We start from the raw sequence: 24957 nt of genomic DNA on the forward strand, positions 1-24957 counted from the left end.
GAGTAATTGACAGCCTGGGGGGCTGATAGAAAATGTAAAAGAGCTATTTCCAAATATCTTTTCCTTCTCTACCTATAAGCCTAAACATACCCATGACCATGAAAACAGAATTACCTATAATCCATAACAAATTATTGTAAAGAGTGAGCCTAACGGTTCCTTAGCAATACAACATAAACAAGTAACATAACTCATTCTCCAAAAACTATGCACAATTAATTGGCTGAGCTGTATTGCTGAGAACGGAACCGAAAGACTCTCCTTAGGCTAATGCGTTTATTAGACCATACCGAGGCATACCAATGAAGAGAAAAGGATTCAGAACAGATTGACCTGCTTACAAATGCTCTTCTATGATTCTCAGTAGCCTAAAATTAAAAGAGCATCGAAGAAGTATAATACAAATACTTACTTTTTGTGACAATAAAAAACAATTTCACACCTCGAAGAAGCCTTGCTATTTTCACAAAATACACAAGGGAGCTAAACATAATTTCCCCAAGCAAATTGCATGTTATCCCACCGTCTTTTCATTGATTTTACAAATGTGAAATATTTAAATATCAGTGACATTAACAGATGGCTGTATTCTGATTGTCTACCAATCAAAATACCTTAGATATTCTAAATTTCCTCCCAGTGCTCTGTCAAGTGTAAAAAATAGGGTAAGTCCATTAGGGATGCTATGTTAGCATCTCTATTAAGGCCTTATCAATGTAACATCTCCTTTTAGCAGCTGAAGACGGTCGTCACTTAGGCGGCACTGTACAAAGTAGAGATATACTCCTGTATGCATCCGCTCATCTCTGAATGTACCATCCCAACCGTGGAGGGAGCTGTTTGGCGGGAAGTCCTGTTGTTGATAAAGCTGATTGCCCCAACGGTCGAACACCTGAAAATCTTCTACATTTATGACATCTTCACCTGCATATACGATGAGGCGGTCGTTAACGCCATCATCATTGGGGCTAAATGCATTAGGGACAAACACCTTGCCATCGATCGGCTCAACTGTGATTGTGATGAGATCTGTACCGCTACAGCCATTATCGGAAAAAGCAGTCAGCACATAGGTAGTTGTCTCAGCTGGAATAGCAAAGGTGCTAGGGCTGTTTGGCGCGCTTATGCCAGCAGATGGTGACCAGATAACGCTATCTATCGTAGATGTTGCTTCAGGATCAAGCAGAACACTATCACCCGCCTGTATGCTAAGGTCTGCACCTAGGTTTACAATTAATGCTTCCCCTTCCTCTAAAGTAAGTCCACTGCTCATCTGACAACCGTTACTGTCTGTGATAATAGCGGTATAACTGCCAGCATTTTGCCCACTGAGGATATACGGGAATGTATTGCCCATGTTGTATGTCGACCCGTTGAAATCCATGCTATAGGGAGGTGTCCCTCCAAAAACCGAATCAATGATGACTTCTCCACTACTGTCACCAAGACAAACCGGATGAATAGCGGTTACACCAAACTGTAATTCAGAAGGCGCTGAAATCATAACTTCTCCTGCAGCGGTGCAGTTCTCGGTATCTGTCACCACCACCTGATAGCTCCCGCTCTGTAACCCTGAAAGGGTTTCCTGCCCATCAAACGTATCCACGTTCCAGTCGATAGCGTAAGGAGCAACCCCTCCGGTAATTTCAAGATTAATGATGCCGTCATTGCTGTTGAAACAGCTGGGGGCTGTAGCTATAAGCAGTACCTCAAGCGCACAGCTGGGCCCGGAAATCTCAGTGCTGCAATCTGCAGTACAGCCATTGGCGTCTGTAAGTTGAAAGATGTAATTCCCTTCTGATAAATCATCCAAAGTATAGTTCCCGGTGTCGATTGCCAATACACCGCTGACCGGCCCAGAATAGCTGAGCTCATAGGGCGGTGTCCCTCCATCTATTGTTAAGCTGGCTATACCATCAGTACCTCCTACCGTGGAGACCGGTGCTAACTCCGAACAGCTAAGGGTCAGGGGTACGGGTTCTGTGAGCGCAATAGCCGCCTCCGCGGAACAGCCCAAGGTATCAGTTACCACCACGCTGTAGTTGCCTGGCGGGAGGCTTTCCAATGTGCTCATTCCATCATAATCATCAATGTTCCAGTCGATAGTAAAGGGTGCAGCCCCATCAAAGATCAGTAATGACAACTCGCCATCAGCTGCACTATTGCATGATATTCCGGTGCTGTCAAAGCTGATGCTCAGGCTGCATGGAATTTCACCCAGGCAATCGCAGCTCTCCTGTATCGCATCTCCTTCTGACAACGGGTTCCCATCATCACAGGGCGCACCAACTTCATCTATTCCTGCACAAAAGTTAGCATGTGCGCCTTGCCAGGGCATCATCGGGTTATTGATGGACGAAAAAACATCCAAGCCGCATATGAAAGCAGGAAAAAAACAGGATAGATTATTATTGTTGCAATAGAATACATCCAGCTCCGGAAGGTAAGCTAAATCAGGTATCGGCCCTGTTAGCTCATTGCCAGCCACAGTCAATTCCCGAAGTACGGGTGTATTTGAAAACGCGGGTATCATACCGGATAGGCTGTTGTTAGCACAGTGAAAAATTTCCAGCAATGGAAGGTTTGTGAAATCCGGGATGTTTCCAGTCAGGGAATTATTCATACACCGAAACCGGTAGACCTGAGGAGTAGCCGAAAAGTCAGGAATTTCTCCTTCCAACTGATTCTGGCCTATTTCCAGCCACTCCAGGTTTGGCAGGTCGGTAAAATCAGGTATTGTCCCCACCAGCATATTCCCCATCAGGATTAACTCTCGCAAATTGGGCAGACTCGTAAAATCCGGGATGGTACCAGACAGCTCATTATTAGCACAGTGAAGTATTTCGAGCAGAGGCATATTGCTAAAGTCCGGAAGGCTACCCGTCAATTGATTATCCATAGCTCTAAATCGCTGCAGGGCTGGGAGGCCTGAGAAGTCAGGAATTTCTCCTTCCAACTGATTGAAACCTAACTCCAACTGGCTTAGGAAGGGTAAATTTAAATCAGGTATTGTCCCTGCCAGGGCATTATTATCAAGGATGAGGCTAATCACTCTGCCGTTGTTATCGCAACCGATGCCGTACCAGGTACAGGGGTCACAATTTTCGCCAATTTGACCTTCTGCCCAGCCCGTATTGTCATCCCACGCTGCACCATTCGTTTGATTATAAAGAACCATGAGAGCATCATAATCCGGGTGTGGGCAATTTAAATTGATGATGGATGTACGATCTGGTAAGTGAGCTCCTGTTGTAGTGATTACGAGAATAATAAGTACAGAGATCGAGTAACTTCGGATACATTTGAGCATATTCATAAAACTTAATGTTGGGGTTCAGTATAATATTTGCAGGGCGCAAATATATTCAAAAAATTAAGCCTTCTTGTTTAGGCATACCACCCTGCGCGGCTGACCTGCTGTTATTCGGACTCTCAACAGACTGCCAATAATATAAATGAGCACTGCCCATCTCATTGCATCAGCGAGATACGAGGAACCGTTATTGTTGTGCCGAAGGTTGTGCGGTTGGCGGAAAGCATACGGCTCTCCGCCTTTTATAACAATGGGATATCCCCGCTTATACGCAATACGAAGTGGTTTGCAACATTGGAGCAAGCCACTTCTCAGCGTGAATGCTGACATTGAGTAGGTTTGCTGTGGCAAACCACTTAATCGTCAGTATAACGCTAAATCATTTACACTGGCCGTTAAGTTGAAATCAAAAGCAAAGACAACGGAAGGTGAGAATTTGATGACGAGCCAGGCGGAGTGTGTGGACTGCATCTTAAGTCGAGCCTAGTTGCTTTTAGCGTTGACCTGTAGCCTGTGGCTTTTTTCGGACAATTGATTAAAAAAGGTATTTTTACCTCTATGGATCATCTATCAACAGATCAATACCGATTAGATATAAAAAAAGCGGTTGAGCACTTCTGGAAGACCAGAGGTATTCAAAAGAATTCTAAGGAAAAGAAGCCTCTCTGGACACTTTCCTGATGTCTTTTATGGGGCATCTCCAATCAAAATCAAAGCTCTTCCTATGATGTACGGAGAACGATCGAATGGTAAAGAGCACGGAGTGGTTTTGACGAAACCTGAAGTCGTTGAAAAAATGCTCGACCTTGCAGGCTTTAAAGCAGACCGGGATCTGCGCGCAGTCAGGGTCATTGAACCTTCAGCTGGGGAAGGAGCCTTCGCATTACCTCTAATTCGAAGGCTCTATCAGTCCTCCCAACGATATTCATTCGACTTTATTAAAGCGCTTCAAAACCTGAAATTCTATGACATTGACCGTACTTCACTCGACATATTGAAAGGAAGGGTGCTCCAAGAGTTCGAAGGTATATCGGAAGAGCAGGCTGAAGAGTTTATAATGTGCGGAGATTTTCTCACGGCACAAACCGAACCCTGTGATTTGGTAATTGGAAATCCGCCCTATATTAGACACGAGAATATACCCAATGATAAAAAAGAGCAGTACAAAAAGCATTTTACCACCTTTATCCATCGCAGTGATATTTACATTCCATTCTATGAAAAAGGGCTAAAACTACTCAGGGAGAACGGAAGGCTATGTTATATCTGCGCCAACCGATGGTTGAAAAATCAGTATGGAAAGCGTTTGCGGACACTGATTGCTAAGCTGTTCAGCCTGGAGTATATCATAGATTTAGAAAATGTAGATGCTTTTGAAGAATCCGTTATTGCCTATCCGGCGATTACTACTATTCAAAATACAACCCGACAAAGTCCAATACCTTATTACCAGCTTGATGACCTGGAATCTTTGCTCAACTTTTCAATCGGCACACCGCCTAGCCGAACTTTAAGCAATAATCCGGACAATTGGTTTGCTCGTGATTATCATTTAAATGGCTCTACAGTCAAGCTGAGCGCGATTTCTGAGCAGGGCTTTAAGATTGGAATTGGGGTGGCTACCGGACGGGATAAGGTGTTCATAGGCAAAGATATGAAGGGCCACATAGAGGAAACCCTGCTACTTCCTATCCTTCTATCAAAAGATATCCGTGGGCAGCGGGTGAATTGGAGCGGAAACTATCTTCTAAATCCCTATACTACCGATGGCAACTTGATTGATCTCGGAGAATTCCCTAAAGCAAAAGCTTACCTTTTTAAACACTATGAGCAGCTGGTAAAGCGCCATGTTGCCAAAAAGAACCCAAAGAACTGGTATCGAACCATTGACAAAGTCCATGCTGAACTGACACACGCCCCAAAGATCATCTTACCGGACATTACCGGCAACCCCCTTATCCATATCGACCAGGGTAATTATTACCCTCATCACAATCTTTACTACATAACGGGAAAAGAAATTCCCGATCTGGAATTACTAGCCGCTATCCTAATGTCTGATTTTGTTCGGGACCAACTCCTTGAGCTTGGGAACAAAATGAACGGAGGATATCCCAGGTGGCAAAGCCAGAACTTAAAAAAACTTAGAATCCCTTATCTGGATGCTCTACCCAACAGTCTAAAAAAGAAGATACGCAAAGCTTACAGAGATCAGGATACTGAGCAGATAAATGAATACGTGAATCTAACCAACTTCTTCGGCTATACTCGCACAGAAGGACAACTCGCGCTATTTGAACCTCGCAACCGCAACTATCTACAGGGATAAGGGTGTGGATATCCGGCAGACTCTTCGCCCTTCAAGTCAGCTGCCCGACTTGAAGTCGCGGCCTGAAGGATTTTTTGACTCCGCAAGAATTTATCCAAATCCTTCTATATTACTTTGCCACCCATCGTGTCGCCGGACCGATAAGCGGCGCGGCAGCCCAGCGAACCGTTGAGCTAACTACCACCGTGATTCGCGTAAATAAAGCCCGAATCCGGTCCTTTAAGATTACGCCCCTCCAAAATCCATAATCAACTCCACTATACTAATCCGAGCACCACTCCCATACATTCCCACTTATGTCGTACAGCCCGTTAGTAACCGATACGGTTTAGTCAATGTCACAGTAAAAAGAATATATGGTGGCCCTCACAGCCACAGCAGCCCAACCAAAGCCCAAGCCCCTGCAAATCATCTCACATCCCTAAACGAACACCAGAAGCTCGAAATCAGGAGAAATATAGCGCCCACTCTTTCATTCACCAGACCAAACAAAAGAAGCCCGGGCACTCCCATACCCAGGCTTCCCAATGTTCTTCGAAACGCCTACCCCTCAGCCGTTTGCTTAGCCTCGGCACGGATGCGCGCTTGTTCGTCCTTCCGTTTTTCTTCGTTGTAGCGGGTTTGCATGACCACGTTGCCGCTCGTGTGCAACATCCGGAAGCCATTGCCCAGCTGCCGCTGATACATGGCGAGGTCGCGGATCACCTTTTCGGAAATATTGCTGAGGTCTGCTACCTTCTCAGTGGTCGACCGGCTCATGTCGATCTCGATCTGCTGATCACCGAATTCTACGGTGAGGCGCAGGTCTTTGTGGCCGACCGCCTCTGTTTCCAGGGCTTTGGCCTGATCGCCCAGCGATTCGGTGTAGCCCATCTTGATCTTGAATTCCTGGTACTCCAGGTCTTGTTCCTCTCTGGTGATCTTGGAGAGCTGCTCGCGCTCGCCGGCCAGTTCGTTGCGGCGCCTGGCGATGACTTCCAGCTTCGCTTTCGATTGTTTATCCATTGCTAAATTGTATTTGGTGAGAAAAATTGATTAGACAGATCGTTGCAGGTTCAGCCAGAAACGGCCGAAGTGTTTGAGCTTTTTAAAGGGGTAGCCGTTGCGGTTTTCCACCCAAAGCTCTATGTCGTTGAGCGCCTGCACAAAGGTGGACCTGATATCATGCATCCCCTCAGCGTCCAGCAGGCTTTCACTACTGTGGGTTATTTGAGTTACCGGTATTTTGGTTTGTTTCAGTCTAATTAGATTTTCGGCTTTACTGGTTTTGGATTGAGGGGAAGCTAAATGCTAAGTACTACTTTATCATTTGGCACAAATTAACAAGACACCTTTCCGATGCCCGACAAGCTTCTGTAGTATTTTGTTAATTAGAAATTCTCATAGGGTTATCTAATGCCATGCTTACGGGTTCTAAATCAGGCGGTCCCGGAGCTGTATAACTAACATTTGGATAAGGAGTCGGGCCTGGGCCCCCGGGGTTATAGAATGCGGAATAACCACCAGCGATACTGGGAACTTCTACATGGGTAATGTTTCTCATAGCGGCATCGTCACCCGTTAGAATAATATCGATGTAGTTATCCCCATCTTCATCATAACAATCATCATACAGGACCCCGTTCTCTCCTTCTTTTCCACCCAGATCAGACAGACCAATTACTTTCAAAGTGCCACCTTGTACGGCATAATTAACATTAGTTTGGTCCAGCATTACCGTAGCGCCATTTGCACCAAGAGCATGGATTCTGAAGAATCTTTCATAATCGGTGGGCAGTACGCCCCGAACACCATCTGGCGAAAAACCTCCTGAGGTTAGTACCCGTATTCTACAGGAAACCTCCCCGTTTGCTTGTGCTTGTGCCAAGATGTCTCCGTAAAGGGCATATTCATCATTGCCTGGCCGCGGTATTGGAAGTTGAATGGACGGCCCATCTGCTACATTAGGATCACAATAGTTTATTTTTGCACCGACTAACACCGGACCATTATTGGCATCATAAGGACTTGAAAAGGTTTCTTTAAATAATCCCTGCGCGTTGAACTCCTGACCATCAGGGCCAATAAGTATCAACTCCCCTACAATTTCAACTTTGGTAACATATCTGGATCCTGGATCGCTACTTGGCCTTTTGTTGGCAAACTCTCCAACGAGGACGATAGTATTGCGCTCATTGATCTCCACGTTTGGGAAACAGCCAACAGCAGAAGGGGTTATTTCTTCCCCATTATTCACAGTAATTTTGAAGTCGCTCAGATCAATCGTACTCGTTTTACAGGGCCAACTCAACACCATGGGCAAAGCATCGAGCCCGATGGCTCCTTCTTTAAATGTATCATTATAAGGGGTTCGCACACAAAATACAGCCTCCAAATTAGACCTTGTATTCGTGAACGTTCGATCACCCGTGTCTGCACAACTGATATTGGATGCCCAGGCACCACCGATACTTTCAACTAAAGCTTCTGTGATCTCATCTACTTCAATGCCGACAATATCCGCAAAACCTAAACCTGCGGACAGAATTTCGGGTTCATCAGACCAGTAATCCGCATCTGCCAGCTGTCCATCAAAGAAGGAATTGCCGGGGAAACCAGGGCAAATGGTCATGGCTTCTACCGGTATGACATTTACAGTAATATTGGCATTTGCTACCCCCTCCACATCACTTACTTGAATGGAAAGGGTGTATGAACTGGTCACGCCAAAATCAAGCATTCCGGAAAGGGTGAGTTCACCTGAAAGGCTATCTAATTGGAACGTTTCGTTACTATTTCCATCGGCAATACTAAAGGTTAGTGGGTCTTCATCCACATCTGAAGCCACTACAGTTCCGAGAGAAGTACCTACAGAGGCATCTTCTTCAATCGAAAAGGATTGATCGGAGATGGTAGGCGCGGTATTTGTTGGTAGAAGCACTTCGTCATCAGAGCAACCCATGGTAAAGGCCAGTAGGAATACGATGATGGTGGTTATTTTATTTTTCATTTTTTATTAACGATTTGATTATGAACGGTGAAGAAGTCATTCATTTTTATTGCTTAATGAAGGTGGTAGATTTGAACAGTCCTCCATCAAAGGCTGAAGAAATCATGTAAATACCAGTAGGAATACTTCTGATATCAATTTGAATTTTTTCATCAAAAAAACGGGTAGGAAGATTAAATTCTTGACCCCAGTAGTTGTATACCCTTAAATTTTTCCTGGGGTTTTTAATTTCAATGGTAATGTATTCTTGAGCAGGGTTGGGATAAACAGATATTGTCGGGGCCCCATCTATAAGTCTTGTAGTCACAGGGGCGCCGATGAATCCATTCATATCAAACCTTGAGAAAAATTTCCAGATTTCTACACAGCCATTAATGTCTCTGTTTACCCCTTGAGCATTGGTGTTTTCATCTGGCCATGTATGACCACCACCATCTACCTTTAAGTGCTCCACCGTTGTTCCATCATCTCCATTTGCATAAATATAATGCTCAACAGTACTGCCATCATTGGGATTGATATCTGGTAAGGGGGTGATTGATGGGCTTGTATTACAATTGTTGTGATCAACGAACAGGTCAAGCACGTATTGAACGGATTTTGAAAGTTGATTGCCGTTGTAGGGAACGTTGAAATCATTAGTTCCATGTATTTCCAGAAATGCGATTGGTCTGGTAAGTGAAATAAGGGTATCCGGAACATTATTTAAAATCGTTCCGGCAACAGAAGCTATAGCCGCAATTCTATCGCTAAGCTGTCCAGCTAAAAAGACACTGAAGAAACCACCATAAGACATTCCACAAGCGTAAACCCGATCAAGGTTGATGTTAAAATCTGCGGCTATGGTATCAATCATTTCGGAAGTGAATAGTACATCGTCAGGAAGCGCATCATTACCAAAGTTCCAACCACGAATTCCGGGGCCAATAACCGGATCACCTAAGGGATGCGCTACAATAAAACCTGCTGTATCAGCTACGGGACGAAAATCATGGTCTTCCATTTGCGCCTGAGCATTACCTCCTAAGCCATGAAAACTAAAGACAAGCGGTACACTGGTGTTTCCATTATAGGAAGCAGGAACATAAAGAATGAATTCACGCTGTACGGAATCCACTAAAATGCTGTAGTTGATGGTTTGTTGAGCCCTGGTAAAAAAGGGGAGTAACATTAGAAACAAAAAGAATATTCTGTGCATGATTTTTAAATTTTATGTTGACTTGAGTTAGTGGTTATGCCCCAGGTGGTGCATAACCACCTTGTCAGTTTGGCACTATCGATGTTGACGCTGCTACCGCCGGTATTAATCAATCACTGAAGTCCAGGTGCCGCTTTCACTGACCATCTCATTGACCCAGGAACGTACGCTGGTGTTGCTCACCGGAAAAGTGAAATCCCTGATGATAAAAGTGTGGTCCTCCCCATTGGCAATCAAGCTGTTAAACCGATCCGGGAAAGCTGCATTGAGTTCGTCTGCCGCCTCGATCAATTGGGCTTCAAAGGCTGCTCCACCACCTGGAATTAAGGCAGCAAAAGTGGCATCTTGCCTGGAGCTGATGTATGCCATCCGAATATTAGGATCCTGGCCCAGTTGATATTTATGGTAATCGGTAAGGTTGCCGTCTGCTCCTATACAATCGGTGCAGCTCAATGGGAAAAATGCGCCGGCATTCCAGTAATTAATCAACGTTTGCATTCCCCCGGGGCCGAGAATACCCACGCCTGAATCATTGATCACTTCAATCCGAACATCCGGATACAGTTTTCGGACCAGCGGCAAGGCTGCATGTACGGCAAAACCGCCCGCACTATTCCCCGCGAGCACGATCTTACCGGGAGCAGGATAGGTTTGAGCAATCACATCGAGTGAAGCGGATAAATTTTGAATCCCTTTAAAAAATCGGTCATTCATGCCATCGCCGTCACTATCTACTTCATTATCGCCCATCATCCCGGAGCCATCACAGTAGGGCACATAGCCTACATCATAATTTGCGGCAGGATTTTGTGAGTCCGCAGGGCTTAATATTCCAAAAGGAACGAGTGGAATTCCTTCTTCGACCGCTTCGCAAGCAAGAGGGCTACAAAAACCACCGCCTTGCAGAAAAATCAGCAGGTTGTTACTGCTTCCATCTCGGGTAAACATGGAGAATTGGTTGCCGGTAAAGCAGATGGGCCCATCCATCCCGGTAAAAGTATGTTCGGTAAGGCCTGGCATCACCACATTTGAAGAAGCTGGGGTAAACACGCCGAGGTAATTGTCTATACCCTGGTCATAGAGTTCCTGGAATGGCGTTGCATTTTGATTGACGATGATATAGGCGGCTTTGGTTTCTGTGTCTGCTGCATCTCCATTGGTGACCGTCAGGCTCACTTCATAGGTACCGGCAACGGCATAGCTCACGGTAGGATTTTGCTCGGTAGAGCTGGCCGGTTCTCCTCCTTCGAACGCCCAGTTCCAGGAAGTCGGATCGCCCGTTGAAAGATCGGTAAAATCGATGCTGCCGCCTTCCTCTATCACGAACTGGTTCGCCGTAAAATCAGCAGTGACGGCAGCAGGTACTATATCATCTTCCTGGTCGCAACCGGTCGAGAAAAGTAAAAAACTGATAACTAGAGCAAATAAGAAAAACCTTTTCATAGCACTGTTTTTATTGGTTTATGGATAATGATTAGCCTGTCTTACAGGCGTTAAACTGTAAGAATGATCAATACTGCTTGGAAAAATTGATCGGTTTATTTTCGTCAGATAACTAAGGAATCGACTCAGGGTCGACCATGATGTGGTCCTTAGTTTTTAATGATTTTTTTCATGATGGTACCTGCAGCGGTTTCTACGCTCAGAAAATAGATACCAGACGGCAAATGCCCCAGAGAAATGGTAGAATCGGGCGCTCCGTTAGACCGCACTTTTTTGCCAGTTGGGCTATATATTTCAACCCTCTTCAGGTCACCGTTCACTTGAATGGAAAGCTCATCTTCAACTGGATTTGGGTATACCGACACGCTATTAGGATCTAAATGCACATCAGTAGTTGAAACTACGGTGGAAGTACATTCAAAAAATTCCGCAATCAGCTGGGAAGCAATTATATCCTGATTATGCCCTCCATACAAATTGTCGTTTACCGCATCACTTGTGGGCCAGGTGTGCCATCCGTTATTTATTTTATACAGTTGAGTGTTGCTGCAATTATCACAATCATACTCGATGAGTTCTACCGTTGATGGTTCTTGTGGTTCTGTTACTAAATCTGGCAGAGGGGTAACCGAAGGATTTGCGTCACAACCGTTGATGGTCCTGGCCCAGAATTCTACCACGTCCTCCGTGTGCGCATTGTAGTACCAAAAGGTGTCTTGTCCATTATAGTAAAAGGAATTTCCTTCGTAAAAAGCTGCCGGATCGGCGGTGCCATGAATGGCAATCAGGGGAACCTCCTGTGCTATATTACAGCTATCCACGTTCAAATCGGAAGCTAGCATAGCACCTGCAACCACTGCAAAGGCTTTAAATCGGTAAGGCCGGGTCGATGTTGTGCTATTGTACTCGCACACCAAATTATAGGTAAACGAACCACCATTGGACAACCCGCCAATGCATATATCATTTAGATCGATGGAGTAATTGGAGTTAATGTGACCAATTAAATCCTCTACCATTTGAAAATCATCCTGCTCTGATCCAATTTCATAACCAAAGGAACTCAACCAGAACCAAGGTTCTGGATAAACCACCATAGTATTGTTTCCTATGTAATCATTAAAATGCCTTTTTGCCATTTGCTCAGCAGTTTCTCCTACTCCACAAAAGAGGATTACGAGTCGCATGGGTGGCTCAGGGTTATCGGGTATGGCTCCCAGGTAAGCCCTGGTATTTCCATTGCTGGAGAAACTTCCCGAAATGCTTTGCTGAGCTGACAAGGTCGAGCAAAGTAAAACACTGACAAGTAGCGTAAATATGGACAAGTTCTTCATGATGCTTTTTTCAATTTGGATGTTTTAACTGATTCAAAATTACAGCGCTGATCTGTGTAGTCTTGAGGAAATTGGAGTGAAGTAACCCATGCACAAAGTGAAATCTACTTTGAGGCCGGTGAAGCAACTTGGGGCACTAATTTTTGACAATTTTCTTAACAACGGGCCCTGCATCTGTTTCTATTCTCAGCAGGTAGATGCCATGTGGAAGGCCGGTCAGGTCGAGTTGATGGGTAGTTGATCCGGGGGAGGTGGTGAAGATCCTCGTGAGCATTCGTCGACCAGACATGTCGTGGATGGTGCATTCGACCGCTTCACTGCCTGCACCATGGAAGCGAATATTCAGCAAATCAACTGTCGGGTTCGGAAAGATAGACAGGGACTCGTAAGGGCGGTCTGCCAAGGCGGAAACAGTCCCCTCCGTGACCTCAATGACGAACACGCTGTCCATAGTATGGGGGCGGTCGTCATGTATGGCCCGCAATCGCACGGAAAGCGTTTCGGGCCCGGAAGGCGAATAGTCCGCAACAAGGCGTAACGCTGTGCCGATGATCTCAAAGAGGGCATTGTCCGTGTCGCCCTGACCATTGACCAGCGCGTAGTTCGTACTGTCGCTGTTCGGGTCGATGAAGGTAGACAGCGTGCCGACCGTTGCGCCAGAAGCCGACGTCCATGCCACGGAGCGGTTGGACAGCCTTGGCGGGGCCACGTAGGGCGTGAACTCGGTCACGGCAAAGGTGGTAAATGCCGGGAATGTACTGAGTGTATGGCTCGACAGGCGCAGGGTGTGCGTGACTGGGTCGTAGCTGCTGAATGCGCCACCGAAGTCACTGCCGTCATTGGCGATGCCAAAGGACCATGTCTCATACAGGTGTGCGCCTCCCGCGCAATCGGCGTAGAAATCGCCGGGGGCCTCGAAGCCGAAGGCACCCGCCACATGAGCGGAGATGGTGTAGCGGTTCGGTTGACCCGTAGGGACGATGGTCACGCTGTCGTTGACCACGCCCTGAAAGTCCGGCGAACCGTTCGTTTCGGCGGAGACCACCGCACCGCGCCAGATCAGACCGAGCGGCAGGCCGTCATCATCTTCGCAGGTACTTGTCTGACCGTCCACCGTAACAGTCACTTCGTCAGAGAAGATCCTCAGATCGGGCATATCGAGGCTGGTGACCGTACAGAAGTATATGCCTGCATCTTGAAGGGAGGCTGACGAAACAGAGACCACAGGGGCATCGATGCCCAGAACGGTGTAGTTCCTCTGCCACAGGTAGGCCAGGTTCTGCCCGGAAGGGTTCGCGGTCAGGCTGAATGCGTCACCTTGGCTCAGGGCAATGCTCATGGGGTCTTGCGCGAAGCGCTGCGGTGAGTATTTGTTCGTGGCTAGGTTGCTGGTGTTGTTCACCAAGTCGTTGAAATCCAATTGATTGTTGTGAACTTCGAAATCCGCGAAGAGCGTTTGGGGCATTGTCCCGATGCCCGTGAATGCATTGTTCTGCAGATACATCCTGGTTGGCCGGTTTCCTCCATTGATCAGGTCAATAACTTCCTGTGGAATCGTGCCGGAAAGCTGATTGTCGCTCAGCTCCAGCCAGCTCAGATTGCTCAGATTGCCGAGTTCGGCAGGGATGGCACCTGTCAGTTCGTTTCCCCAAAGCCTGAGCCAGTCCAGTTGGCTGAGGTTGCCCAATTGGGCCGGGATCTCCCCTGTGAGGTCGTTGTTGACCAGTTGGAGGTAGATCAGGGTGCTCAAGTTGCCCAGTTCAGGGGGGATGGGGCCCGTGAGCGCGTTGTTCGAAAGCGTCATGTCGGTGATGCTGCTCAGATTGCCCAATTCGCTTGGGATGGGGCCCGTGAGCGAATTGTTGGCCAGATACAGCCCGGTCAGTTGGTCAAGATCACCTAGGGCAGCGGGGATAGAACCCGTGAGTGAATTGCTTGTGAGAAAGAGGATCTCCAACTGACTCAGGTTGCCCAATTCGGCGGGGATCGGCCCCGTGAGATCATTGTACGACAGATACAGCGTGGTCAATTGGTCGAGATCGCCCAGGGCTGTAGGGAGTGTGCCCGCCAACCCGTTCTGGCTCAGAAACAACTCCGTGACATGACCGTTTTCGACCGTTACACCATACCATCCGCCGCCGTCTACGTTGTTCGTGCCCGTGTTCCAGCCCGTGTTGTTCGTCCAGTTTGGGCCGTCGGTGGCATTGTAGAGCGCCACGAGTGCGCTGAACTCTGATGAGGGTATCTGCTGAGCACGCACACCGATTTCACAGCATACGGCCAGCAATGTGATCCAGATCGTCTTGGAATTGAGCATAATGGTGTTGTTTTCTTGTTCAAATAAAGATGCAGCCTCTTCATCATTGGGCCTGTCGTTCACTTGCGAAACTATCAGTTTGAATCCTGCACCTCGCAGGCGAATGGTGTGAAGCAACCTGTGGACAGGGTGAAGTCTCCTTCGAAGCCAGTGAAGTGACTGGAGGGTAGCTCAAAAGATATCCGGGGAAGTAGTGGATGGCAAAAGACTTTACCTGCCGAAAAAGTCGTTTCACGACCGTTTTCGGTGAGTTCACTTGGATTTTACAAGTTGCGCAGCGAAACTTCTCTTAGCTTTGAATGCTGACAACAAGCGTATCTAAGATAAATGCAGACTTGGAGCCTCTTACCTATGACCTAACGGCTTTACAATGCCTAACTTAACTTTTTGAAGAAACAACCAGATGGTAGGTATATGCTAAAAAACAAGACCAAAATAGTCATCCTCGGCGCACTCGCGATTACCATTTTAATGCACTTTCAACGCGTAATATTGGTAGTAGCTGACCGCGAGGGACTGGCTGCAGACTTTGGAGTGACTATCGAAGCCGTTCTGCTAAGGATGCTTTTCTTTTTTGCTTATGCTTGTTTAGTATTGAGTTTTAATATTCTCTGGAAAAACAAATGGAACGCTACCTTCAAAAGACGAAAGGTATTCAATATCAGCATCAACTTTGGGATATTCATCCTGGGAGTCATCACCACCACTACGGTAATGGTGAATTTCTTATCTGGTTCTTTTGAAAACAGGCATGTCATTGCGATCATAACAACCGATTTTCTGGTTGTCCATCCTATCTTATTGTTACTGGCCCGCTTCGTCAATCTAAGTTTTCAACAACAACAGACCATTCGGGAAAAGGAACAGGCCAAACAGAGTGCTTTACAGCATCAGTTAGAAGCTTTGCGTTCCCAGATCAATCCCCACTTTTTATTTAATGCTTTAAATTCGCTTACGGTTTTGATTCGCAATAAATCCAATCGTGCTTTACCGTTTGTGGATCAGCTATCCTGGCTTTTAAGGGCTACTTTACTGAGAAGCGAAAATGACTTCATCCCGATTCAAAATGAATTGGAATATCTGGAAAGCTATATTTTTCTACAAAAGGAAAGGTTTGGTGAAAAATTCAAGGTAGATGTCCAAATCCCCGAAAGCTGGAAAAAGGAATTTATTCCTTCATTTTCGCTGCAATTACTGGCGGAAAACGCCATCAAGCATAATATCGTTTCAACCCATCAACCCCTCTTAATGGAAATCTATCCGAATGGAACGGATTTGATTATTCGAAACCAGATCCATAAAAGAAGGGATGCAACAGAAGGCACGGGATCAGGCTTACTCAACTTATCTGTACGATTTAAACTCTTGAAAAAGAGAGACATCCGAATCTATCAGGATGAAAACTATTTTACTGTCAAATTACCCATACTGAAAAATGAAGGCCATAATCATTGAAGATGAGCAATCAGCGGCAGATAACCTGAGCTACTTACTAAAGTCTGTAGCACCTGACATCCAAATTATAGAATCGATCGAAACGGTATCGGATGCCATTGCTTTTTTTAAGGAAAACAAGGCGTATGACCTTGTATTTATGGATATCCATTTGGCAGATGGAAACTCTTTCGAGATCGTAAAGGAAGTGGAACCGGTAGCCCCCATTATTTTCACAACTGCGTATGACCAATATGCCATCCAGGCTTTTAAATTAAACAGCATTGATTATTTGTTGAAACCGATCCGGGAATCAGAACTAAAAAAGGCTATACATAAATTTAAAGACAAGCACCGGAAAACGCTTGTTTCTACTCGACAAATAGAAGCACTGATGAGCCTGGTAAATAGTCCCAAAAAGATATTTCGAAATTCATTTCTGGTTCAAAAGAAGGAAATATTCATCCCTATTGCGTCTAGTGATTTTGCTTTCTTTTTCATCCAGGATGGGATTGTAAGAGGTATGACCACAGATAATCAGACTTACAGCTTTAATGAGAAGCTGGAGGATTTGGAGAAAGACTTAGATCCGGAATTATTTTTCAGAGCCAATCGGCAATATTTGATCCAGCGATCTGCTATCAAGTCCCTGCAAACTTACTTTAACGGCAGATTGATCGTCAACCTTCAACCCCAGGAAAAGGACAAAATTGTAGTTAGTAAAGCCAATGCCTCCAAGTTAAAGGCATGGCTGAGCGATGAGAAAAATGTTAGTTCTTAGTGAAAATTGTAATAGCCCGCGTTTGATTTTCCATTTATACTGACGATGTGGTTTGCCACAGCAAACCTATTCAATGCTTGCCCTGACAAGCTATGCTTCGTCACGGACCGATGTCGCAAATCTAAGATTCCAGACGATGAATGTCTGGATCAAAGACCCGACATTTATCGTTCCCCTTGCTGGCCGTCAGCGCCAGTAGGAGACCACTTCGTATTGCGTAAAAAAGCCAAAAAGAAAGTAAAAGTCGTACCTATTTCCCCATGGTTTATATCTCGCAGGCAAGGTCGTGACGTTCCTCAATTCGGTTTATTTGCCCCCCTTTAGCTTTACCAACGAAGGCAGCCCATTTTGGAACATCATTTCGGAACAACCAAGCCACCTACACTCTCTTCAAGGGCGGTCGGCGGAGAATGGAGTTTGATTGCGATTGGTTACAATCTAAGGCGAGCTATGTCTACTGTGCGCGTTCCTGAGCTGATTAACTGGCTCGAAAGCCGAAAAAAGGCTACTTTAGCGTACTTTGGTGAGGTATTGCTACCAAACACCGGTGGTAAGTATCAGGCGCTCTGGAACAGAATGGTATCGGCGCGAAAATTGGAGGTTTACGTTAATCCAGAAGCAGTTGAGAGCATAGTTTTCGCATATATTGCCGTAATACGCCAAGGAAGAGGTGACGAGAAAACCAAAAACCCCAATTTGGAAGACCTTCAAAAAGCGCATGCTCCAATGGCGAACGTGCTATTTGTGCAGTATAAGATTATTTTACCAAACAGTTTCTCTAAAGCAAACACATGCAACAGATCTCTTTTTGGAAGACATGGGTAGCAGCCGCCTTACTGATGGCGATGCACGCAGCAGGCACAGCACAGGAAGGCGAGCTCACGCTTGATGAGCTATTCGCAACGCCAAAACTGACGGGAACAACTCCGTCCCGGCCTGCGTGGGCACCGAACAGCGGGCACTTCGCCTTTTCCTGGAGTGAGCCTGGAAATCCCGGGCGTGGGCTCTGGGTATCCACAAGCGATGGGAAGGAAGTGCGCCTCCGTTCCGATACGGCCTCCGCGTCCGTGCGCGATGTGGCCTGGGCCGATGCGAACACCATCGTTAGCCTGCGAGGTGGCCACCTGTGGCGGACTTCGCTGAGCCAGGGTGAGGATATCCAGTTGATGCCCGTCGAGGCAGGTGCACATAACCTGTCGATATCGCCAAACGGCAAACAGGCGGCGTATATCAGCAACGGTGACCTGTGGCTTGCTGACTTCACCTCCAAGCAGAATCGACCGCTCACCGAGCTCGGCATTGCCAGTCTCTCGGACTTACCGAAGGGGCGCTACAGCCGGCCGGAACGTGAAATTGGCCCGGGCATCTGGAGCGGGCCAACCTACAAGTGGTCCCCGGATGGCAAGACCATCGCGATTCATGTCGTTGACCGGCGCCAGATGCGAAAGGTGCCCTTCCCGGATTACCTCGCTTCCGAAACCAATCCCAACGAGGTCCGCCGGGGTTACCCGGGCGATCCAAACGAGAGTCGAAGGGTGGGCCTGCTCGATGTGGAAAGCGGTAATATTACGTACCTCGACTTGCCAGACCCGGACGCCAATCAGGTCATCGACTTCAACTGGTCACCAGACGGTACGCTGTTGGTTGATACTGCATCTGATACGGCGGTTGAACGTAAGCTGTTTGTCGTTGCACCCGGAGAAAGCCAGGTGCGTGAGATTTGGCGGGGCGTTCGGGAGAGCCGTATGTACACCTCATTTGGGTCTGCCTGGCATCCGGATGGAAAGCAGGCCGTTTTCTTAAGCGATATAGGCGATCGCTACGGCCTGTACAGCATCGATGCCTCACCGTCCAGAGATCGTCCGCAGCTCCTGACTGATCCGTCCTACGATGTGCTGTCCGGCCCAAGTGTTGCTGGTGATGCCCTGTTTTATGCAGGCAACGGCGTTAATCCATACGAACAGCACGTGTACCGCCTGAATCTGTCCGGTGGCGATCCCGAGCAGGTGACGCGTCTTCCGGGGCGCAACGATGGCTACCCCTCACCGGATGGGCGGCACCTGGTGTTCATGCACAGCAACGACACCTCACCGCCCGAGCTTTACGTGGTAAGCAGCGAAGGTGGTGACGCTACGCGAGTAACCCACTCGCCCTTACCCGCCTTCACAAAGCGAAGCTGGGCGGCCGCGGAATACGTCAGCTTTCCCAGTCTTGTGGATGACTACACCTTGCATGCGCGGATTCTCAAACCTGCCAACATGCAGCCCGGTAAGCAATATCCGGTGCTGTTTGGGCCTGTCTATTCGAATACTGCGAGGAACCGCTGGGCTGGTAACTACAGCCTCGTACAGCAGTTGTTGGCTAAGAAGGGATATGTCATCGTGCAAGTGGATTCACGTGGCAGCAACGGTTATGGCCGGGCATTCCGGGAAGCATTCCTGCTGGGCTTTGCCGGCCAGGACATTGAGGATTATGCCAGTGCCGTTGCCTACATGGAATCTCTGGATTATGTCGATCCCGACCGCATCGGCATCTGGGGCAGCAGTTACGGTGGCACCCTCTCCGTTTATTCGCTATTGATGAAGCCGGGCTTGTTCCAGGTAGGGGTGGCGGCAGCGGCAGCGGTTGACCCGGCGTTTTTCGGCACGGACGACGTGGCGATTGTTCGTACCCCACAGACCCACCCGGAGATTTTCGAAAGAAAAGCGGTCAACTATGCAGCGAATCTGGAGGATAAACTCCTGTTCATCCACGGCATGCAGGACCATGTGGTCCCCTTCAAGACCACAGCCGCGTTAGCGGAAGAACTGATTAAACAAGGCAAGGACTTCGACTTTGCGTTTGCACCGGGTGCGACGCATGGATGGAGCCGTGAACGGAACTACGATCGCTACCTGTTTGGCAAGATCATCGAATACTTTGACCGGCACCTTGCTGTGCCGTCTGAGTAAGATGTTGGGGTAGCCTTCCCCGGGAATCGGGCAACTTAACGGTGACAGACCAAGCATTTTAAGTTGCTGTGAAAACAATAAAAATGAAGATAGAGCTGAATGATTTAGACCCGATTGAGCGGTTTAGTTATAAAGTTGTTGCACAGGGGGGGGGAGAGATACCAGTGGAAATCATGATGATTTCGGAGAACACGAAGCGTTTAAGTCTTTTGTCCGGGAAGAAGGGATTTACTATTTGCATAACCATGTTAGAAAAGTAAAAGCGCTGAAAATTGGGGGCCTAAGTGGAATCATAGGACGCCTTGATAAGCCTTTTAGAAATGACGAAAGTGAGCACTTAAAGGAATTGAAAAAGCTGCTTTTGGCACAACCTGACTTTATCTTACTCCATGAAGGGCCAAATAACGTTAATCCGGAATTACCCGGAAACCATAAAATCAGAGCGGTGCTGGAGCGTTCAAAAAGGAATGTTGTTTGTTGTGGCCATAACTATTGGGATCGCCCCCTAATTGAAATGGAAAACGGCACACAAATAGTAAATGTGGACTCCAGGTGTATTATCCTGAAAATCGAAAAATGAATACAGCAGGAAAAGGCATATTGGGTGCTGTACTTAGTCTGGGTTTTGGTAACTTGGTCAGTGGTGCAGCGGGGCGATTAAAAACCGTAACTTAGAGCCTGCCTCCTCACCTAGCCGGTCTATTTATCCGGTAACTAAAATCAAAAAAATCGACATGAATATAAATCCGGTCAAGTTAATCCTGATGATTCTTGTTTCCAGCAACTTGATTTCTTGCAATGGGCAAGTGAAACCTGAGCCTGAAAATGCTGAAATCATACCTTTTGAAATCGGCAAAAAGGTCACGGAGCTTGATAACCACATTTGGAAAGTTTATCAGGACACAAAAGGGGACTTTTGGTTCGGTAGCAACGGAAAAGGTATTTATCACTATGATGGGAAAAAGCTAAAGCAATTTACGACGAGCGATGGATTGGTTCATAATCAGGTTCGGGGAATTCAGGAAGATACAAAGGGCAATATTTATATGGAAACGCCTATCGGTGTGAGCAAGTTTGACGGAACAAAATTGACGATCCTAAAGGTTATAAAATCACCAGACAGCAAATGGAAAAATGAACCAACTGATTTGTGGTTCAATGGGATTGGTGATTATTTATATCGTTTTGACGGAGAGTGGCTTCATGATTTATCGCTTCCCCGGCAAGATTCTTTACTCTATAGCATGGATCCTAATATGCCTCTTGAAGAAATGCAGTACAACCCTTATACTGTTTATGGCATTGACAAGGATAGAGATGGAAATGTCTGGTTCGGCACAATCAATGCAGGGGCGTTTCGCTTTGATGGAAAATCATTTTTGTGGATTGGCGAAAAGGAACTCTCAACGCTTCCGGATGGAAGGGTACCCGGTGTGCGCTCAATGATTCAAGATAAAGACGGATATTTCTGGCTAAGCAATTTTTATAGTAAATACAAAATCAACCCTGACCTAAGCAAAGGATATGAAAAAGTGAAGGCTGTAGCTTTGCCCAAAGAAATAGTGAAAGATAAAATCCTGTATTTCAACTCTGGAATTACAGATAAAGAAGGGAATTTATGGATGACAACTTATGGCGGTGGAGTTTGGAAATATGATGGAGAATCGCTTTCCAACCAGGAAATTCACAACGGAATTGAAACTATCCTTCTTGTTTCCATTTACCAAGACAGCAACGGGACGCTTTGGCTAGGAACCAATAATGACGGGGTATATAAGCAAAATGGAGAAACTTTCGAAAAGTTTGTACCGAAGGTATAAAAGCAGCCAACAGCCGGGTAGATGGCCCGACAGTCGCCAGATTAGCGGGGAGCGCCTTTCACACCAACTCACGGCTTGCTGATGCTTCATGAGCCAGAGTCCGGCGCCTCACGGAGCTCCCCCATTGGCTGGAATTTTAAAAAAGCACATTCAACCTAAGAGGGAATGAACCATTGCACGATAATTATTTTGAATCCCCTCGGTTACTTTTACCTTGTCTTGATTGAAACCTGCTTCTGAAATGGAGTACATAGCTGCATTGTGCTTCCTTAAATTCTTATCGCTCCATAAAATGATCTCTGTAATCACAGGAGCTAACTCTATTCCTTTCTCGGTTAATAAATAAATGTTTTCCTTTTTGTTGTCGGGTAGCTTCTGTTTTGATATCAGCTCGTTCCCCTCTAACCACTTTAATCTTGAAGACAAAATGCCCGGTGCAATTCCTTCTGGAGAACTGGAGAATTCTTTGAACGTTTTCTTCCCCTGAACTAACATATCCCGAACGATCAAAAGCGACCACTTGTCACCTAGAATATCTAAAGTGCAGGCAATTGGACAACCGGAGCGGAAAGTATTTTTCATTTTTTACTACTGTTTTGATAGTAATGAAAACTTTTGATTACTTTTGCTACTGAATTAATAGCAAAACTAACAAAAGGAATGGAAAAAGGATCATTTTTAGCCATTAAGAGCCAGCCAAAACATATACGCATTGGCATCTGGGCAAGTATCGTATCAGCTGTCATGCTGATTGGAATTGGTGTTTTTTGGATGGCTACCTCTTTGGCGTTTTTCTATGTGGCTTGGAATCCGTCAGAAACGGCCTTATTCCGCTTCTTAATGGTGGCTGTTTTCATTGGTGGTCTTGTCAGAGCTGCGGCATTGGTCAACTACCCTGCTACCCCCTTTTTCATTTTTCTTATTCTAATTGAATTAATTCCAACTACCCTGATGCTTTGGTTTCAGGCCAAACTACTCAATTCAGGTTCACTTTAAACTAAAATTTGAATGAAACAGTCGAATCAAAAAGTACTGATCACAGGTGGAGGATCAGGCATTGGGCTTGCCTTAGCCATGAAGTTCCTGGAGAATGACCATACCGTCATCATAACGGGCCGAAATCTCGATAAACTTAAAAAAGTCAAACAGGAAAATCCTGAAATCCATATCTACCAAAGTGATGTAACAGATGAGGCAGCAGTGAGAACGCTGGCAGGTGATGTTCAACAAAAGTTTGGCGGCATTGATATCCTTGTCAATAATGCCGGCATCATGAACTTAGTCGATGCCGGAAACGAAAGCAATGACCTGCAAAAACAAATGCAGGAAATTGAAATCAACTACAATTCGCCTATTAGAGTATTGCACTACTTTCTACCACAATTGAAAAAAAGTAAGAACGCAGTATTGGTCAATGTCTCTTCAGGATTGGCTTATGTGCCTTTTGCTCAAGCACCCGTTTATTCGGGCACAAAATCAGCCTTGCATTTTTGGACATTAGGTATTCGCCCGCAACTGAAACCTCACGGTATTAAAGTTATTGAACTTTTACCACCAGTCGTAGACACTCCCTTAGCACACGGAGCAGACATTGCCGAAGACGATAATTTGAAACCAATGCCACCCGAAAAATTAGCAACGATTTTTTGGAAGGATTTCATTAGTGGCAAAGAGGAAATCACGCCAGGAATTTCTAAACAACTGAAATTCATGAGCCGACTTGCTCCAAAATTCATATTCAAACAACTCAATAAACAAGCTGTACCAAACACAATTTAAAATGATGGACAATTTTACGATTATCAACTTGCAAGCCATAACAGGCACAATTGCAATAATTCTTGCTTTCCAGTGGTGGATAAAACCACGCCTTGCCAACCTATCCATTCAGGATGCACTTTTACCCTTCGTTTTCCTTAATACTTTTCGATACTTAGGCTTGTCATTTATGGCAAAAGAGCAGTTTTATGACGGCTTTCCTGCCGAATTTCTAAACACAGTCGGCATATTAGACTTCACCACGGCTGTTTTAGCAATCATAACCGCTATTGGCCTAAAAAATAAGTGGCGTTTTGCCATTCCGCTGGTTTGGATATTCAACCTCGTAGGATTTGGAGATTTAATTACCGCTTTTCCGCAATTCTTTGGCCTGGAACTTTACAATCAAAACCTTGGCTTCATTTGGCTGATGTTTGTGACCTATGGTTTAGCGACATTCCTAAGCCACATCTACATCTTCATCAGGCTTTTCAAAAACTTACGAAAGAAGTAACTATGAACAAGAAAATACAGAAAGACGCTACGCTATAACCAATGGGCCAGACCCGGCAGTATTGTCTTTTACTAAAGGCAAGGGAGAAAGTGATTTTGCAGCTATGCTGGACACGATTTCAAACGGAATGAAAGCAACAGAGATTCCGATTTTATATTTCTACGCAAAAAAGGGGTTGGTCAACCAAAGAGAAGCAGTAGAATACGCTAAAGGAAACTTCAAAAATGCAACCTATTTGTACTTGGGCAAAGGGAAACACTTTTTAACTGAAAGCCACCCAAAACAAATGAGCCAAAAGTTCAATGAATGGTTTGAAACGCTATAAAGACGAAGAAACCACAGCCCATCGAGTAGGCAGCCGTGAGCTTTGAAGCCCACGGTGCGCCTCAGGCACTCTCCAGCCAGCCTGATTTTCATATGCGCATTGGTTTTTGACTGCCTGGCCTATTTTTGTTTGAAGGGAGTTTTAGGTTAGGATAATTTGGGGGGAGGAGGTATCTTGAGCGGTTGGGTTTGGCCGTGCATTATTAAATTATACGCAATACGAACTGATTTGCGACATCGGTCCGTGACGAAGCATAGCTTGTCAGGGCAAGCATTGAGTAGGTTTGCTGTGGCAAACCACTTAATCGTCAGTATACCTGGCCATGGAAAATGAAAAAATTGTAGCATGTTGAAAAAATTGCATCTCAAGAGAACAGCTTTATTAACAGCTTTGATTCTAGTGCCTCCGGCACTAGATTATAGTATTTGAATTATCTTTATGCTCAATCATA

The 24957-nt window shown here is 46.0% G+C and carries 20 protein-coding genes and 1 pseudogene; 11 read left to right on the forward strand and 10 right to left on the reverse strand.

Annotated elements, in window-relative coordinates:
* Positions 1-700: 700 nt before the first annotated feature.
* The gene (locus IX84_RS25820; RefSeq protein WP_044228005.1) at positions 701-3178 is read right to left on the reverse strand and encodes a T9SS C-terminal target domain-containing protein; all 2478 of its coding nucleotides are present in this window, start codon (positions 3176-3178) and stop codon (positions 701-703) included.
* A gap of 859 nt (positions 3179-4037) precedes the next feature.
* Between IX84_RS25820 and IX84_RS25825 the strand changes: the two genes are divergently transcribed.
* Positions 4038-5642, forward strand: a complete 1605-nt coding sequence (locus IX84_RS25825) for an Eco57I restriction-modification methylase domain-containing protein (RefSeq protein ID WP_044228008.1) — start codon at positions 4038-4040, stop codon at positions 5640-5642.
* A 262-nt stretch (positions 5643-5904) separates the two neighbouring features.
* Here IX84_RS25825 and IX84_RS34725 read toward each other — a convergent pair.
* From IX84_RS34725 to IX84_RS31540, 8 genes and pseudogenes are all read right to left on the reverse strand, one after another.
* Positions 5905-5952, reverse strand: a pseudogene (locus IX84_RS34725) (SUMF1/EgtB/PvdO family nonheme iron enzyme); the annotation flags it as partial.
* Between the two features lie 233 nt (positions 5953-6185).
* Positions 6186-6647 (reverse strand): hypothetical protein, encoded by a 462-nt coding sequence (locus tag IX84_RS25830; RefSeq protein ID WP_044228011.1) that lies wholly within the window; start codon positions 6645-6647, stop codon positions 6186-6188.
* Between the two features lie 30 nt (positions 6648-6677).
* Complete coding sequence (locus tag IX84_RS34385; RefSeq protein ID WP_262501672.1) at positions 6678-6812, reverse strand: hypothetical protein; 135 nt, start codon at positions 6810-6812, stop codon at positions 6678-6680.
* Positions 6813-7008: 196 nt separating this feature from the next.
* Positions 7009-8631 (reverse strand): cadherin repeat domain-containing protein, encoded by a 1623-nt coding sequence (locus IX84_RS25835; protein WP_052516412.1) that lies wholly within the window; start codon positions 8629-8631, stop codon positions 7009-7011.
* Positions 8632-8677: 46 nt separating this feature from the next.
* The gene (locus IX84_RS25840) at positions 8678-9829 is read right to left on the reverse strand and encodes a T9SS type A sorting domain-containing protein (protein ID WP_081968951.1); all 1152 of its coding nucleotides are present in this window, start codon (positions 9827-9829) and stop codon (positions 8678-8680) included.
* A gap of 105 nt (positions 9830-9934) precedes the next feature.
* Positions 9935-11272, reverse strand: a complete 1338-nt coding sequence (locus tag IX84_RS25845) for a pectin acetylesterase-family hydrolase (RefSeq protein ID WP_052516413.1) — start codon at positions 11270-11272, stop codon at positions 9935-9937.
* A 149-nt stretch (positions 11273-11421) separates the two neighbouring features.
* A complete protein-coding gene (locus tag IX84_RS25850) occupies positions 11422-12606 on the reverse strand; it encodes a T9SS type A sorting domain-containing protein (protein WP_081968952.1) in 1185 nt (394 codons plus the stop codon).
* Between the two features lie 136 nt (positions 12607-12742).
* Positions 12743-14986, reverse strand: coding sequence for a T9SS type A sorting domain-containing protein (locus tag IX84_RS31540; protein ID WP_052516414.1), 2244 nt, complete (start codon positions 14984-14986; stop codon positions 12743-12745).
* 324 nt (positions 14987-15310) lie between these two features.
* On the opposite strand from IX84_RS31540, the gene IX84_RS31545 reads away from it, so the two are divergent.
* The 6 genes from IX84_RS31545 to IX84_RS25880 all read left to right on the forward strand — a co-directional run bounded on the left by IX84_RS31545 (position 15311) and on the right by IX84_RS25880 (position 21909).
* Positions 15311-16378: a sensor histidine kinase gene (locus IX84_RS31545; protein ID WP_152605251.1), complete on the forward strand. Its 1068-nt coding sequence runs from the start codon at positions 15311-15313 to the stop codon at positions 16376-16378.
* Positions 16359-17138, forward strand: coding sequence for a LytR/AlgR family response regulator transcription factor (locus IX84_RS25865; RefSeq protein ID WP_044228019.1), 780 nt, complete (start codon positions 16359-16361; stop codon positions 17136-17138). The genes IX84_RS31545 and IX84_RS25865 overlap by 20 nt, the downstream gene beginning before the upstream one ends.
* 450 nt (positions 17139-17588) lie before the next feature.
* The gene (locus IX84_RS25870; RefSeq protein WP_044228022.1) at positions 17589-17963 is read left to right on the forward strand and encodes a hypothetical protein; all 375 of its coding nucleotides are present in this window, start codon (positions 17589-17591) and stop codon (positions 17961-17963) included.
* Positions 17930-20089 (forward strand): prolyl oligopeptidase family serine peptidase, encoded by a 2160-nt coding sequence (locus IX84_RS25875; protein ID WP_044228025.1) that lies wholly within the window; start codon positions 17930-17932, stop codon positions 20087-20089. The genes IX84_RS25870 and IX84_RS25875 overlap by 34 nt, the downstream gene beginning before the upstream one ends.
* A gap of 83 nt (positions 20090-20172) precedes the next feature.
* Positions 20173-20349 carry a hypothetical protein gene (locus tag IX84_RS33620; RefSeq protein WP_160213942.1) on the forward strand — a complete coding sequence of 59 codons (177 nt, stop codon included), beginning with the start codon at positions 20173-20175 and terminating at the stop codon, positions 20347-20349.
* 474 nt (positions 20350-20823) lie between these two features.
* The gene (locus IX84_RS25880; RefSeq protein WP_044228028.1) at positions 20824-21909 is read left to right on the forward strand and encodes a ligand-binding sensor domain-containing protein; all 1086 of its coding nucleotides are present in this window, start codon (positions 20824-20826) and stop codon (positions 21907-21909) included.
* 150 nt (positions 21910-22059) lie between these two features.
* Here the strand turns inward: IX84_RS25880 and IX84_RS25885 are convergent, their stop codons facing one another.
* Complete coding sequence (locus tag IX84_RS25885; RefSeq protein ID WP_044228031.1) at positions 22060-22491, reverse strand: winged helix-turn-helix transcriptional regulator; 432 nt, start codon at positions 22489-22491, stop codon at positions 22060-22062.
* A 78-nt stretch (positions 22492-22569) separates the two neighbouring features.
* Here IX84_RS25885 and IX84_RS25890 point away from each other — a divergent pair, with 78 nt between their 5' ends.
* The 4 genes from IX84_RS25890 to IX84_RS25905 all read left to right on the forward strand — a co-directional run bounded on the left by IX84_RS25890 (position 22570) and on the right by IX84_RS25905 (position 24506).
* Positions 22570-22905 (forward strand): hypothetical protein, encoded by a 336-nt coding sequence (locus tag IX84_RS25890; RefSeq protein WP_044228033.1) that lies wholly within the window; start codon positions 22570-22572, stop codon positions 22903-22905.
* A 12-nt stretch (positions 22906-22917) separates the two neighbouring features.
* Positions 22918-23688, forward strand: a complete 771-nt coding sequence (locus IX84_RS25895; RefSeq protein ID WP_044228037.1) for an SDR family oxidoreductase — start codon at positions 22918-22920, stop codon at positions 23686-23688.
* 1 nt (position 23689) lies between these two features.
* On the forward strand, positions 23690-24181 hold the full coding sequence (locus IX84_RS25900; RefSeq protein WP_238578345.1) for a hypothetical protein: 492 nt from the start codon (positions 23690-23692) through the stop codon (positions 24179-24181).
* Positions 24182-24242: 61 nt separating this feature from the next.
* A complete protein-coding gene (locus tag IX84_RS25905; RefSeq protein WP_044228039.1) occupies positions 24243-24506 on the forward strand; it encodes a hypothetical protein in 264 nt (87 codons plus the stop codon).
* The last annotated feature ends 451 nt before the right edge of the window (positions 24507-24957 follow it).

Source organism: Phaeodactylibacter xiamenensis, from assembly GCF_000759025.1.
Lineage (GTDB): Bacteria > Bacteroidota > Bacteroidia > Chitinophagales > Saprospiraceae > Phaeodactylibacter > Phaeodactylibacter xiamenensis.

Excerpts from the sequence above, each read along its gene's own strand:
- IX84_RS25895 (WP_044228037.1), top strand. The coding sequence starts at position 22,918 with ATGAAACAGTCGAATCAAAAAGTACTGATCACAGGTGGAGGATCAGGC.
- IX84_RS25850 (WP_081968952.1), bottom strand. The coding sequence starts at position 12,606 with ATGAAGAACTTGTCCATATTTACGCTACTTGTCAGTGTTTTACTTTGC.
- IX84_RS25875 (WP_044228025.1), top strand. The coding sequence starts at position 17,930 with ATGCAACAGATCTCTTTTTGGAAGACATGGGTAGCAGCCGCCTTACTG.
- IX84_RS25840 (WP_081968951.1), bottom strand. The coding sequence starts at position 9,829 with ATGCACAGAATATTCTTTTTGTTTCTAATGTTACTCCCCTTTTTTACC.
- IX84_RS25835 (WP_052516412.1), bottom strand. The coding sequence starts at position 8,631 with ATGAAAAATAAAATAACCACCATCATCGTATTCCTACTGGCCTTTACC.
- IX84_RS25825 (WP_044228008.1), top strand. The coding sequence starts at position 4,038 with ATGATGTACGGAGAACGATCGAATGGTAAAGAGCACGGAGTGGTTTTG.
- IX84_RS34385 (WP_262501672.1), bottom strand. The coding sequence starts at position 6,812 with ATGCATGATATCAGGTCCACCTTTGTGCAGGCGCTCAACGACATAGAG.
- IX84_RS25845 (WP_052516413.1), bottom strand. The coding sequence starts at position 11,272 with ATGAAAAGGTTTTTCTTATTTGCTCTAGTTATCAGTTTTTTACTTTTC.
- IX84_RS25865 (WP_044228019.1), top strand. The coding sequence starts at position 16,359 with ATGAAGGCCATAATCATTGAAGATGAGCAATCAGCGGCAGATAACCTG.
- IX84_RS25885 (WP_044228031.1), bottom strand. The coding sequence starts at position 22,491 with ATGAAAAATACTTTCCGCTCCGGTTGTCCAATTGCCTGCACTTTAGAT.
- IX84_RS25900 (WP_238578345.1), top strand. The coding sequence starts at position 23,690 with ATGATGGACAATTTTACGATTATCAACTTGCAAGCCATAACAGGCACA.
- IX84_RS33620 (WP_160213942.1), top strand. The coding sequence starts at position 20,173 with ATGAAGATAGAGCTGAATGATTTAGACCCGATTGAGCGGTTTAGTTAT.
- IX84_RS25880 (WP_044228028.1), top strand. The coding sequence starts at position 20,824 with ATGAATATAAATCCGGTCAAGTTAATCCTGATGATTCTTGTTTCCAGC.
- IX84_RS25820 (WP_044228005.1), bottom strand. The coding sequence starts at position 3,178 with ATGGTTCTTTATAATCAAACGAATGGTGCAGCGTGGGATGACAATACG.
- IX84_RS25870 (WP_044228022.1), top strand. The coding sequence starts at position 17,589 with ATGTCTACTGTGCGCGTTCCTGAGCTGATTAACTGGCTCGAAAGCCGA.
- IX84_RS25830 (WP_044228011.1), bottom strand. The coding sequence starts at position 6,647 with ATGGATAAACAATCGAAAGCGAAGCTGGAAGTCATCGCCAGGCGCCGC.
- IX84_RS25890 (WP_044228033.1), top strand. The coding sequence starts at position 22,570 with ATGGAAAAAGGATCATTTTTAGCCATTAAGAGCCAGCCAAAACATATA.